Annotated in this window: 13 protein-coding genes; 3 read left to right on the top strand and 10 right to left on the bottom strand. The window is 72.8% G+C overall.

Going from position 1 to position 12618, the window contains the following annotated elements; genetic code table 11:
* Nucleotides 1-319 precede the first annotated feature (319 nt).
* A complete protein-coding gene (locus ACTWQI_RS12925; protein WP_443270045.1) occupies nt 320-886 on the top strand; it encodes a hypothetical protein in 567 nt (188 codons plus the stop codon).
* 621 nt (nt 887-1507) lie between these two features.
* On the opposite strand, the gene tsaE is transcribed toward ACTWQI_RS12925, so the two are convergent.
* From tsaE to ACTWQI_RS12905, 4 genes are all read right to left on the bottom strand, one after another.
* Nucleotides 1508-2056: a tRNA (adenosine(37)-N6)-threonylcarbamoyltransferase complex ATPase subunit type 1 TsaE gene (gene tsaE / locus ACTWQI_RS12920; protein ID WP_443270044.1), complete on the bottom strand. Its 549-nt coding sequence runs from the start codon at nt 2054-2056 to the stop codon at nt 1508-1510.
* A 101-nt stretch (nt 2057-2157) separates the two neighbouring features.
* A complete protein-coding gene (locus ACTWQI_RS12915) occupies nt 2158-3384 on the bottom strand; it encodes an alpha/beta fold hydrolase (RefSeq protein ID WP_443270042.1) in 1227 nt (408 codons plus the stop codon).
* 164 nt (nt 3385-3548) lie between these two features.
* On the bottom strand, nt 3549-4724 hold the full coding sequence (alr, locus tag ACTWQI_RS12910) for an alanine racemase (protein WP_443270040.1): 1176 nt from the start codon (nt 4722-4724) through the stop codon (nt 3549-3551).
* Nucleotides 4725-4808: 84 nt separating this feature from the next.
* Nucleotides 4809-5621: a L,D-transpeptidase family protein gene (locus tag ACTWQI_RS12905; protein ID WP_443270038.1), complete on the bottom strand. Its 813-nt coding sequence runs from the start codon at nt 5619-5621 to the stop codon at nt 4809-4811.
* An 82-nt stretch (nt 5622-5703) separates the two neighbouring features.
* Between ACTWQI_RS12905 and ACTWQI_RS12900 the strand changes: the two genes are divergently transcribed.
* Together ACTWQI_RS12900 and ACTWQI_RS12895 are read left to right on the top strand one after the other, a co-directional pair.
* The gene (locus ACTWQI_RS12900) at nt 5704-5976 is read left to right on the top strand and encodes a hypothetical protein (RefSeq protein WP_443270036.1); all 273 of its coding nucleotides are present in this window, start codon (nt 5704-5706) and stop codon (nt 5974-5976) included.
* An 80-nt stretch (nt 5977-6056) separates the two neighbouring features.
* The gene (locus ACTWQI_RS12895) at nt 6057-6248 is read left to right on the top strand and encodes a hypothetical protein (protein WP_443270034.1); all 192 of its coding nucleotides are present in this window, start codon (nt 6057-6059) and stop codon (nt 6246-6248) included.
* A gap of 293 nt (nt 6249-6541) precedes the next feature.
* Here the strand turns inward: ACTWQI_RS12895 and ACTWQI_RS12890 are convergent, their stop codons facing one another.
* The 6 genes from ACTWQI_RS12890 to ACTWQI_RS12865 form a co-directional block, all read right to left on the bottom strand.
* Nucleotides 6542-7996: an NAD(P)H-hydrate dehydratase gene (locus tag ACTWQI_RS12890; protein ID WP_443270033.1), complete on the bottom strand. Its 1455-nt coding sequence runs from the start codon at nt 7994-7996 to the stop codon at nt 6542-6544.
* Nucleotides 7997-8174: 178 nt separating this feature from the next.
* Nucleotides 8175-8543 (bottom strand): holo-ACP synthase, encoded by a 369-nt coding sequence (locus ACTWQI_RS12885; RefSeq protein ID WP_443270031.1) that lies wholly within the window; start codon nt 8541-8543, stop codon nt 8175-8177.
* Between the two features lie 61 nt (nt 8544-8604).
* Complete coding sequence (gene glmS / locus ACTWQI_RS12880; RefSeq protein WP_443270029.1) at nt 8605-10452, bottom strand: glutamine--fructose-6-phosphate transaminase (isomerizing); 1848 nt, start codon at nt 10450-10452, stop codon at nt 8605-8607.
* A 70-nt stretch (nt 10453-10522) separates the two neighbouring features.
* Nucleotides 10523-10717, bottom strand: a complete 195-nt coding sequence (locus tag ACTWQI_RS12875) for a hypothetical protein (protein WP_443270028.1) — start codon at nt 10715-10717, stop codon at nt 10523-10525.
* Nucleotides 10718-10769: 52 nt separating this feature from the next.
* A complete protein-coding gene (locus ACTWQI_RS12870; protein WP_443270026.1) occupies nt 10770-11579 on the bottom strand; it encodes an ABC transporter permease in 810 nt (269 codons plus the stop codon).
* Nucleotides 11576-12577, bottom strand: coding sequence for an ATP-binding cassette domain-containing protein (locus tag ACTWQI_RS12865; protein WP_443270024.1), 1002 nt, complete (start codon nt 12575-12577; stop codon nt 11576-11578). Before ACTWQI_RS12865 ends, ACTWQI_RS12870 begins: the two co-directional genes overlap by 4 nt.
* Between the last annotated feature and the right edge of the window lie 41 nt (nt 12578-12618).

Raw genomic sequence — 12618 nt, 5'->3', positions numbered from 1 at the left:
GGCGCATTTCCCGGGCCCTGGTCCGGCCGGGCGACGGCCCGGGCCCGCCCGGGCTGATCGTTGCCCGCGCGGCAGGCGACAGAACGACGCACCCGCGCGGCGGGCGACGGCGCTCCGAGATCCCCGGAGCGTGAGCCGCTCGCCCGACTGGGCGCCCGAGGCCGCAGGGCCGGGATGAGGTGCTGCGCCGCGGTGGCCGCACGGCGGACGGGGTCGCCCTTCCCGGTTCCGCGCCTGGGCCGGGACACGGGGCGCTCGGTGCTACGGTCGGGCGCGAAGAGGCAAGGGCAGGCGCGTGCGGGACGAGAGGTGGCAGAGGGTGGCACGGAGCAGCTCGGGGACGATCGTGGCCGGTCTCACCGCCGCGGCCCTCGCGGCGGTCGCGTTCCTCGCCTACCAGGCGTCCGCCAGCGCGCCCGCGGGCTCCCTCAAGCCCCGGCCCGATTCCTCGGCGACAGCAGAGAGGCCCGGCAGCTCCGCCGGGTCGGACAACAAGCAGCCGCGGCACCCGGTCCCGGCCGGCTCCGGCAGCGGCGTGCGTGTCGTCTACGCACTGGGCGAGCGGCGGGTCTGGCTGGTCGGGCAGGACGAGCAGGTGACCCGTACGTTCAAGGTCACCCCGAGCTCCGTGAGCCCTCCGCCCGGCCAGTACGCCGTCACCTCCCGGTCCGCTCGCATCCCCGGCTCGGACGGCGTGACCGTCGAGCACGTCGTGCGGTTCACCTCGGTGGACGGCGTGGTGATCGGTTTCAGCGCCGCGGTCGACGGCTCGCTGCCCGACCCCGGCGCGGGACAGAAGACCGGCGGCATCCGCGAGAATCGCGCGGACGGCAAGGCGATGTGGAGCTTCGCCGCGATCGGCACCAAAGTCGTCGTGGTGGCCTGAACCACGGGACCGCGAAATCACCCGAACGGGCTAGGTCCTGTCCGGTCGATCAGGCCGGATCAGTGAGCGGGGTCTGGTGCAGGGGGCACCTCCCAGCGATAGCTGGGGGAGCATCGCAAGGCGGAGGAGGGAGTCCATGCGGTGGGGGCACCTCCCAGCGGTAGCTGGGGGCCATCGGCGACCGACGACAACGCAGCGAGGCGCGGTGCCAGGCGTCGCGAGCCCGGCATGATCGGCCGGACAGGGCCTAGGCGGCGTCGCGCCGCTTTCGGTCGTGCGGAGCCGGCTCGGGCACATCCTGCCCCGGCGTCCTCGGCATCTCGGGCGGTGTCGACACGGCCGTCGCCGCGGCACACGCGGCCAGCAGCTGGCTCATCGACGGCTGCGGCCGGTGATCTGTCCGGCGCCCCGGCCTCAGCGCGTCTGCAGCGGGCTCCTCGCGCGGCATCGTGCCTCCTGAAGCTCGGACGCGGCGGAAGTTAGGTAGACCTAACTCATCTCTCCGGCTCCATGTGACCACGCCCGCACCCCGCCGCGCAACATCTTGCCGACGCCTTGTCGGAACCTCCACACGAGAAAGGGCACCAGAGGAGGCCACGGGGCCCGGGGACCGCGCTGGGCTCAGCCTGCGAGCGGGGACAGATCCGCCGCCGCCCATCGCGGGCCGACGCCGCAGACCGTCACCTCGCGTACGTCGTTCTCGACGGTCTCATCGCCTTCCGCCCGCCCGATGAGGACGTGCAGCCGGTCCTCCGAGAGGCCCTCGACCTTCCCCTCGCCCCACTCCACGACGACCACCGACTCCGGCAGGGACACGTCGAGGTCGAGGTCCTCGATCTCGTCCAGCCCGCCGCCCAGCCGGTACATGTCCACGTGCACCAGCGGAGGCCCGCCTCCGGTCCCGGCACGCCGCAGGGGCGGGTGCACCCGTGCGATGACGAACGTCGGCGACGTGACCTGGCCACGCACCCCCAGCCCCTCACCCAACCCGCGCGCCAGCGTCGTCTTGCCGGCGCCCAACCGTCCGGTGAGCAGCACGAGGTCACCGGCGCGCAGCAGTTTGGCCAGCCGCCGGCCGAGCTCCCGCATCTGCTCGGGGCTGTGCACCACGAGCGTCACGGACGAGGGGGCGGGGGCGGCCGCGGCGACCGGGTCGTACGGGGCGTTCATACCGGCCGATGGTACGGGGTGACGCGGCACGGTGAGACCGCCCGCGTCCGGAACTCGGTACGCCCCGCGCGCTCCGAGCCCACGCGCGCGTGCCGCCGCGATCAGCTCCGCGCCGAGCGGGACGCCCGCCCTACCGCGTCCGGGGCCGTCTGGGCCCCTACCCGCGCCAGCAGATCCGCCAGCCGGTCCGTCACCGTCTCGGGGTGCTCCAGCATCACCAGGTGACCCGCGTCCGGTACGAGCACCAGCTCCGCGTCCGGCAGCCGGTCCGCGATGGCCTGGCTGTGCGAGCTCGGGGTGACCAGGTCCTCGTTCCCCGCGAGCACCAGGACGGGCAACTCCCCGAAGACCGCGAGCGCTTCGGCCTTGTCGTGCTCGTGGAAGGCCGGGTAGAACTCCGCGACCACGTCGATCGGCGTCGACTCGATCATCCGCTCCGCGAACCGCGCCACCGCCGGGTCGACGTCCCGCGAGCTGAAGGAGTAGCGCTTGATCAGCTCGGCGAAGAGGTCCGCGGTCGCCCGCCGCCCCCGTTCGACCAGCTCCACCTGCCTGCCCAGCGCCTTCAGGACATTGGGGAGCAAGCGCCGGACCGCGTTCATCCCGGCCACCGGAAGGCCGTAGTTCACCTCGCCGAGCTTGCCGGACGACGTACAGACCAGAGCCACACCCACCACCCGGTCCCGTACGTAGCCCGGGTCGTGACCGGCCAGCGCCATCACCGTCATGCCGCCCATCGAGTGGCCCACCAGCACCACCGGACCTTCCGGCACCGCCGCGTCGAGCACCGCCTTCAGGTCGCGCCCGAGCTGGTCGATGCTGACCGGGGTGCCGTCGGCCTGGGACACTCCCCGCCCCGAACGGCCGTGGCTGCGCTGGTCCCAGTGGACCGTGCGGATGACGCCGCGCAGCGCGGCTCGCTGGAAGTGCCACGCGTCCTGGTTGAGGCAGTAGCCGTGGCAGAAGACCACGGTCAGCGGGGCGGGCCGCCGACGGCCGAAGAGCCGGCGCCTGCGCGGAGTCCCCTGCTCCTCGACCTCGTCGACCTCGTAGTAGAGCTCGGTGCCGTCGTCGGAGACCGCACGGCCCGGGGTGCCGCGCAGGGTGCCGTACGGGCCCGAGGCGTCCAGCGCGAGCCGGGCCTTGCGGCGCATGCCGCGTCCGACGGTCAGCCGCTCGACGGCGACGCCCGCTGCCGCGCCGGCCGCGACCACGCCGATCGCCGCCCCGGCCATCCCGGCGACCACGCCGGCGCGGCGCCAGCCGTCTGCCGCCGCGACGGCGTCCGCAGCCGCGGCCGCCGCGTTCCCAGCGGTGCTCTCGCCCATGATCGTGCTGCTCCTCGTGGATGCTTCCGTGCTGTACGGCACCGTGCCCTATCGCGTCGTGCCCTACGGTGCCGTACGCATGCCCCGTTGCGGCCGGTTGTTGCCGTGCCGTTGCTCACTTATCGGTGCGTCACCGCGGGTGGGCGGGGCGACGTCGCCCCTCCCTAGGGGAGGTCGTCGAGGTGCACCCGCGGCACTCGCGTGCCGATCCGCGTCACGATCTCGTACGAGATGGTGCCCGCGGCCCGCGCCCAGTCCTCGGCCGTCGGCTCCCCGCGGTCACCCGGTCCGAACAGCACCGCCTCGTCGCCCACTTCCACGGTGTCGCCGCCCAGATCGACCGCGAACTGGTCCATCGCGACCCGGCCCGCGACCGTACGCCACTTGCCTCCGACGAGCACGGGTCCGGTGCCCGAGGCATGGCGGGGGATGCCGTCCGCGTAGCCGACGGGGATGAGAGCGAGGGTGGTCTCGCCCGGTGTGACGTACTGGTGGCCGTAGCTCACGCCGTGGCCGCTCGGGACCCGCTTGACCAGGGCGATGTCCGCGGAGAGCGTCATCGCGGGGCGCAACCCGAACTCGGCCGGGAGTCCGATCTCGGGGCTCGGCGAGAGTCCGTACACCGAGATTCCGGGCCGTACGAGGTCGAAGTGGGACTCGGGAATGGTCAGTGTGGCGGGCGAGTTGGCGATGTGCCGGACCTCGGGTGCGAGGCCGACGCGCTCGGCGGCGGCCAGCGCCTCGCGGTACGCGGCCAGCTGCGCCGGGATCGACGGATGGCCCGGCTCGTCGGCGCAGGCGAAGTGGGACCAGATGCCGGTGACGGCGAGCGTGCCCTCGGCCTCGGCGGCGCGGGCCGCGGAGATCAGCTCGGGCCAGTCGGCTGGCTGGCAGCCGTTGCGCCCGAGACCGGTGTCGATCTTGAGCTGCACCCTGGCCGTACGGCCGGTCGCCCGGGCCGCGGCGGCGGCCTCGCGCAGCGCCCACATCCCGCTCACCGACACATCGACGTCCGCCTCGACGGCCTCGCGCCAGGGGCCGCCGGGCGTCCACAGCCAGCACAGCAGCCGCCCGGTGTCGCCTGCGGCCCGCAGTGCCAGCGCCTCCTGCGGGGTGGCGGTGCCCAGCCAGGTCGCACCCGCCTGGCGGGCGGCACGTGCGCACGGCAGGGCGCCGTGGCCGTACCCGTCCGACTTGACCACGGCCATCAGCTCGGCGCGGGGCGCGCGCTCACGCAGCGCGTGGACGTTGGCCCGGACGGCGGCCAGGTCGACCACCGCGCGGGCGCGCATCGGTGTGGCGGCGGCGCTGCCCGGCGCGCCGCCTGGAAGTGCAGTCATCGGGGACAGTCTCTCACCGGGGTGGAGTGGGAGACTCTGCGCCCGGCCGCCGGTATTCGGGCGGGGACCGGGCGGGCAGCCGGGTCAGGTACCCGGGCGCCGCCCCCAGGAGTACACGCGATCCCCCTTGTGCAACACATCCCACATCTTCTGCGCGTCCGCGTACTTGAGGTTGACGCAGCCGTACGAGCCCCCGTCCGGGTCGTAGATGTTGCCGTAGACGCCGTGGAAGGCCTGGCCGCCGTTGAAGAACTGGGCGAACGGCATGGGCGAGTCGTAGATCGTCGAGTGGTGGTCCTTCCGCTTGAGGTAGATCCGGTTCCAGCCCACGCGGGTCGGGTAACCGGGCTTGCCACTGCGGATCGCCACCGGGCCGAAGACGACCTTGGATCCCTTCTGCACCCACATCAGCTGGCGGGGCAGGTCCACGCAGGCGACGCGCTCGGCGAGGACCGGGCAGCGACCGGCGGCATTGGGGTTACTCGCGGCCTGGATCAGGCGGATCTTGCCCCAGGTGCTCGGTCCGGCGAAGCCGATCGCGGGCTTGATCTTCTCCTTGATCTGCCAGTTCCGGATGGCCTCGCAGTCCGCCTCGGACTGCTTGCCGTCGACCTTGAGGCCCAGGAAGCGCTCGACCTCGCGCTGGTACGGGCCTGTGGCGGCGGTGCAGGGGACGGGGGCGTTGGGATTACGGCTGGGGAGAGCCTCATCGGGTGGTACGAACTCGACGGTGTCATCGCCGTTGCCGGGGGGCTTGGGACTCGCACTCGGCCGGGGAGAGTCGGAGGGCCGAGGAGAGTCGGAGGGCCGAGGAGAGTCGGAGGGCCGAGGTCTCGCCGACTCCGACGGCCTCGGCTCACTGCTCGGCCCGGGAGAGTCAGAGGGCCGAGGGCTCACCGACTCCGACGGCCTCGGCTCACTGCTCGGCCGAGGAGAACCAGAAGGCCGAGGGCTCACCGACACAGACGGCCTCGGCTCAGTGCTCGGCCGCGGCGTCTCGGAGACTCCGGCAGACGGGCTCGGCTTCGTCGGGGTGGCGGGCCTGGCCGGCTTCGTGGGGGTGGCGGGCCTGGCCGACTTCGTGGGGGTGGCAGGCTTGGCCGGCTTCGTGGGGGTGGCGGGCTTGGCCGACTTCGTGGGGGTGGCGGGCTTGGCCGGCTTCGTGGGCCTCGTAGCCGGGACGGAGGTGCCGGTCTGCGGCTCCGGCGGAGGCGGAGTGAGACGGCTGCGGCCACGTGTCGACGCGCCGTAGGCCCGCCAGCCACGACTGCCCGTGGCGGCGGTGTCATCGCGCTGGATCCGCGGTGGCAGCGCCTGGTCCGGGGTGTCGACGTGCCATTCGTTGGGCTCGGGCGGGACGCCCGGCACAAGTCCCTCGACCGGCACGGCTGCGCCGACCGGCCCTTCGCCGCCCTCCGGCACGGGGTCGGCCGCCGCGGCACCGCCCCCGCCGATCACCAGCGGCAGCAGCGCTGTGAGAGCGACGGCTGCGGCGACGGGCCGACCTGTCTTCTTCACCGCTGAACGCAATTCCGTTCCTCTCCTCGGCGGGCCGCGCGACGCGCATCGCGGGCGCGCGACGCAGCAGCCCGTTCCGAACCGAACGGAATTACCGATCCCGCTCCGCACCTTCCACCGCACTGATCGGCGTCGAACTCCACCCCGTTGCCACGCCCCTTGCGCCCACAGCGCGTAACCCCAACGGCGCCGGGCCACCGCCTCCCCCAGCTACCGCTGGGAGGTGCCGCGGGGCGGAAGCGGCCACGGTTCAGTCGCGCGCACCGCCACGGCCGGACGGCGACGTCGGCCTCTCGGGCTCAGCGGGTACGAATATCGCGCCATGCCCGGCCGAGCTGCTCGGCCACGTCGGACGCCCCCACCGGGCCACCTTCACGGCCCGCCGCAAGGCGGCCTGCCAGCCCGTGCACGTATGCCGCCGCCGAGGCCGCGTCCCGTGCCGCGAGTCCTGTCGCGAGGAGCGCGCCCGCGAGCCCGGACAGGACATCGCCGCTGCCTGCCGTGGCCAGCCACCCCGTGCCCGTCGGGTTGACCCGTACGGGATCGGCTTCCGCCGTCGCGACCAGCGTCGTCGACCCCTTGAGCAGTGCCGTCGCTCCGAACTCCGACGCCAGCCGCCGCACCGACGCCAGCCGCCTGCCCTCCACGTCCTCGCGCGCGACACCGAGCAGCGCGGCGGCCTCCCCCGCGTGCGGCGTCAGAACCGTGGCCGCGCGGCGGGAGACGAGCCGCTCGCGGTCCAGCAACCGCAGCCCGTCCGCGTCCACGAGCACCGGGACGTCCGAGGCGAGGACGTCGTCCAGCGACTGCCGGGCGTCCGACCCGTCGCCGAGCCCGGGTCCGACCACCCACGCCTGCACGCGCCCCGCCTTCGCCGGAGGGCCCGCGTGGACGAGTGTTTCGGGGAAGCGGGCGATCACCGCGTCGGCGGCCGGGCCGACGTACCGTACGGCTCCCGCCCCGCCCCGCAGCGCACCCGAGACGGCGAGCACCGCCGCTCCGGGATACCGGGCCGAGCCGGCCACGAGCCCCACGACGCCCCGGCGGTACTTGTCGCTCTCCGCCGTGGGAACGGGCAGCAGCTCAGCGACCTCCGCGTGCTGCAGCGCCTCCACGTCCGGGGTGGCGGGCAGCAGCGGGCCGAGTCCGATGTCGACCAATCGCAGCGCGCCGGTCCGCTCGGCGGCGGGGTCGATGAGCAGGCCCGGCTTGTACGTGCCGAAGGTGACGGTGGCGTCGGCGGTCACCGCGGCGCCCCCGACCTCACCGCTGTCCGCGTTCACCCCGCTGGGGAGGTCGACGGCGACGATGGCCGCGCGGGAGTCCCGCGCCGCCCTCACAAGCCGCTCAGCCTCCGGGCGCAGGCCGCCGCGGCCGCCGATGCCGACGATTCCGTCGACGACCAGGGCTGCGCGGGCGATCACCCGCTCACCGTCAGCTGCAGCCACGGCACGTCCGCCGGCCGCGCGCAGGGCGGCGAGCCCGCCGGGGTGCGTACGATCCGGGGCGAGCAGCACGGCCGTGACGCCGGCACCGCGGCGCGCCAGCCGCGTGCCGGCGTAGAGGGCGTCGCCGCCGTTGTCGCCGCTGCCGACAAGCAGCGCGACGCGGGCGCCGTACACCCGGCCGAGGAGATCGGCACAGGCCGCCGCCAGCCCGGCCGCCGCCCGCTGCATGAGCGCTCCGTCGGGGAGCCGCGCCATCAGTTCCCGCTCGGCGGCCCGTACCGTCTCCACGCTGTACGCAGTCCTCATGGCCCCCAGTCTTCCCAACGCGCCCCACCCACGCGCGGCATCGGGCCACCTCGGCGGTGAGCGGATCTCCGCCCAGTGTGGGGCGCCACCGGCGGGAGGCCCCGGCCCCGCACGCACAGCGCACCGCGCCAGCAGCCACGACCGCACCGCGAAGCGGCCGCCCCGGCGAGGGGCGACGCTACCCCTCTGCGATCACCACAGCGGAAGCGACCCCCGCATCGTGGCTGAGGGAGACGTGCCACGACCGGACACCCAGTTCGGCCGCGCGCGCCGCGACCGTGCCCTGCACGCGGAGGCGCGGTCGGCCGCTGTCCTCGGTCACGACCTCCGCGTCCGTCCAGCGCAGCCCCCGCGGTGCGCCGAGCGCCTTGGCCAAGGCCTCCTTGGCGGCGAAGCGCACCGCCAGGGAGGCCACGCCGCGGCGCTCGCCACTCGGCAGCCACAGCTCGTTATCGACGAAGACCCGGTCGGCGAGCCCGGGCGTACGTTGCAGCGCGGCGCCGAAGCGATCGATCTCGGCGACGTCGATGCCCACCCCGATGATCACGCGCGCCTCAATCCGCTCACTCGCCCACCCCTCACTCGACCGCCACTCACTCGACCGCCACTCACTCGACCGTGACCGACTTGGCGAGATTCCGCGGCTGGTCCACTTCATTGCCGCGCGCCGTCGCCAGCTCGCAGGCGAAGACCTGCAGCGGGACCGTGGCGACCAGCGGCTGGAGCAGCGTCGGCGTGGCCGGGATGCGGATCAGGTGGTCGGCGTACGGGACGACCGCCTCGTCGCCCTCCTCGGCGATGACGATGGTCCGGGCGCCGCGGGCCCGGATCTCCTGGATGTTGGAGACGATCTTGTCGTGCAGGACGGACCGTCCGCGGGGCGAGGGCACCACCACGACGACCGGCAGGTCGTCCTCGATCAGCGCGATCGGACCGTGCTTCAGCTCCCCCGCGGCGAAGCCCTCGGCGTGCATGTACGCCAGCTCCTTGAGCTTGAGTGCGCCCTCCAGGGCGACCGGATAGCCGACGTGCCGCCCGAGGAAGAGCACCGTGTTCTTCTCCGCCAGCGTCCGCGCCAGCTCCCGTACGGGCTCCATCGTGCCGAGCACCTGGTCCACCTGCGTGCTGATCTCCGACAGCTCCCGGACGACGGACTGGATCTCGTCGCCCCACTTGGTGCCCCGTACCTGGCCCAGATAGAGGGCCACCAGGTAGCAGGCGACGAGCTGCGTCAGAAACGCCTTGGTCGACGCGACGGCGACCTCGGGACCCGCATGCGTGTACAGGACCGCGTCCGACTCTCTCGGGATCGTCGAGCCGTTGGTGTTGCAGATGGCGAGGACCTTCGCGCCTTGCTCACGGGCGTGCCGGAGGGCCATCAGCGTGTCCATGGTCTCGCCGGACTGCGAGATGGCGATGACCAGCGTGCGTGGGTCGAGAATCGGATCGCGGTAGCGGAACTCGCTCGCCAGCTCCGTTTCGCAGGGGATCCGCGTCCAATGCTCGATCGCGTACTTGGCGATCATCCCCGCGTGGAAGGCCGTCCCGCACGCCACGATGACGATCTTGTCGACCTCGCGTAGCACGGACGCCGGGATCCGGACCTCGTCGAGCGAGAGGGAACCCGCCGCGTCGATCCGCCCCAGCAGGGTGTCGGCGACGGCCCTCGGCTGCTCGGCGATCTCCTTGAGCATGAAGTAGTCGTAGCCGCCCTTCTCGGCGGCGGACGCATCCCAGTCCACGTGGTACGCGCGGACATCGGCGGGGGCGCCGTCGAAGTCGGTGACGGTCACCGCGTCCCGGCGCAGCTCGACGACCTGGTCCTGGCCGAGCTCGATGGCCTCGCGGGTGTGCGCGATGAACGCGGCCACATCGGAGGCGAGGAAGGCCTCGCCGTCCCCGACACCGACGACCAGCGGCGAGTTGCGGCGCGCGCCGACCACCACATCCGGCTCGTCGGTGCTGACGGCGACGAGCGTGAAGGCACCGTCCAGGCGCCGGCAGACCTGCCGCATCGCCTCGGCCAGGTCGCCGCAGGAGGAGAAGAACTCGGCGAGCAGGTGGGCGACGACCTCGGTGTCGGTCTCGGAGGTCAGCTGGTGCCCGCGCTCGGTCAGCTCGGTGCGCAGGGCGGCGAAGTTCTCGATGATGCCGTTGTGGACCACCGCCACGCGACCGGCGTTGTCCAGGTGCGGGTGAGCGTTGGCGTCCGTGGGCGCCCCGTGCGTGGCCCACCGGGTATGGCCGATGCCCGTGCCACCGCTCGGCAGCGGTCGGTCGGCCAGCTCCTTTTCCAGGTTGGAGAGCTTGCCCGCCTTCTTGGCCGCCGCGAGCCCGCCGTCGGCGAGCACGGCCACCCCGGCCGAGTCATAGCCCCGGTACTCCAGCCGCTTGAGGCCGGCGATCACGACGTCGAGGGCGGACTGCCCTCCGGTGTAACCAACGATTCCGCACATGCGCGCAGCCTACGTCCCGCGCCCGCGCGCATGGCTCAGCAGCCACGCCCCATCCGCTCCCGTGGATCGCTCAGCGGCCACGCGCGATACGGTCCAGGGCCTCCCGCACCAGGCCGAGATACTCCACCTCCTCACACCGCGGTTTGGTCCCCATCTCATACAGGTCCAGGCAGTCGGCGAGGTCCTCTGCCAGGTCCTCGTCCGGCAGCTCAGCGGCGAGTTCGCCGCACACCCGCCCGGTGACGTCGTCCGGTCCTCCGGGCACGGATCGGTGACGTCTTCGGCGCACCCGGTCGATCAGTCGGGAGATCACCGGCTCACGCCCGCGCCCGGTACGCCCGCATCGCGAGCGGGAAGAAGACCGCGGCGATCGCCGCCGCCCATGCCAGCGACCACAGCACGGGCTCGGCCACCGCTCCCCCGACGAGCAAGCCGCGGAAGGCGTCCGACAGATGGGTGACCGGGTTGATGTCCACCCATGCCTGCAGCCAGCCGGGCATGGTCTCGACCCGCACGAACGCACTGCTGGTGAACGTGATCGGGAAGATCAGCACGAAGGCGAAGACCTGCACCTTCTCGGGGTCGCCCGCCAGCATGCCGATCAGCACCGCGCTCCAGGAGACCGCCGCGGCGAAGACCATGAGCAGCAGCCCGGCCACGATGAAGCCTCCCGCCCCGCCCGTGATCCGGAAGCCCAGCACCGCGCCGATACCGATCATCAGCAGCATCGCCCAGAGCTGCTTCGCCAGGTCGGCGGTGATCCGGCCGAACAGCGGCGCCGACCGGGCGATCGGCAGGCTGCGCAGCCGGTCGAAGACGCCCTTGGTCAGATCGCTGTTCAGCGCCATGGCGGTGTACATGCTCATGAAGAGCGTGTTCTGCACGATGATCCCCGGCAACGCGTACTGGAGATACTCCTCGGGCGACCCGGCCATCTGACCGCCGAAGACGTACGTGAACAGGAACACGAACATGATCGGCGTGATGCTGTAGTCGACCAGCTCCAACGGGTTGTGCTTGACCGACACCAGGCTGCGCCACGCCATGGTCCCCGTTTGACGGAGCGCGGCACCGGGACGCACCCGGCCGCTCTTGGTCAGTGGCGCAGTGATCGTCGTCGCGGTCATGCCGAACTCCCCACCCTCTCGAACTCGTCCTCGTCCGGCGGCGTCTCCCCACCGGCAGGGCTCTCCGGCTCGGCCCGGTGCCCGGTCAGGGCCAGGAACACCTCGTCGAGGGAGGAACGGCGCAGTGTCAGCTCGCGCACCGCGATCCCCTCGTGATCCAGCCGCCGTACGACGGCCGGCATCAGAGCCGGGTCCTTCACCGGAGCGGTGATCGTCTCGCCCTCGATCTGGGTCTGCGGGCCCGCCGCCTCCGCCACCAGCGCATGGGCCTTGGCCAGATCCGCGATGTCGACCGGCCGCAGCTGGAGCACCTGGCCACCCACCGTCGCCTTCAGCTGGTCCGGTGTGCCGTCGGCGATCACCCGGCCCTTGTCGATCACCACGATGTCGTCGGCGAGCCGGTCAGCCTCGTCCAGGTACTGGGTGGTCAGCAGCGCCGTGACGCCTTCGGCCACGAGGCCGCGCAGCATCTCCCACACCTCACCGCGGCTGTGCGGATCGAGACCGGTGGTCGGCTCGTCGAGGAAGAGGATCTGCGGTCGGCCGACCAGGCTCGCCGCCAGGTCGAGGCGCCTGCGCATACCGCCCGAGAAGGTCTTCACCGCGCGCCCGGCCGCCTCGCTCAGCTGAAAGTAGTCCAGCAGCTCGGCGGCCCGCGCTCTCGCCTCGCGTCTCGGTATCCCGAGAAGCCGGCCGATGAGCAGCAGATTCTCGGTCCCCGTCAGATTCTCGTCCACCGCCGCGTACTGCCCCGTGAGCCCGACGACGGCGCGCACCAGGCCGGGGTCCCGCACCACGTCGTGGCCAGCGACCATCGCTCTCCCGCCGTCGGGCCTGATCAAAGTGGCGAAGATCCGGACCGCGGTGGTCTTCCCCGCGCCGTTGGGACCCAGCAGCCCGAGCACCGTGCCCGTGCGTGCAGCAAGGTCCACGCCGGCCAGCGCCTGGGTCTCCCTGAAGCGTTTGGCCAGGCCTTCCGCCTGAATCGCGTACGTCATGGAATTCCCCTTGCATCCGCGGACGTCCGGTCGGCGCCCAC

Source organism: Streptomyces sp. KR80 (assembly GCF_052245555.1).
Lineage (GTDB): Bacteria > Actinomycetota > Actinomycetes > Streptomycetales > Streptomycetaceae > Streptomyces.
This window is presented reverse-complemented; position numbering and strand designations above follow the sequence as displayed.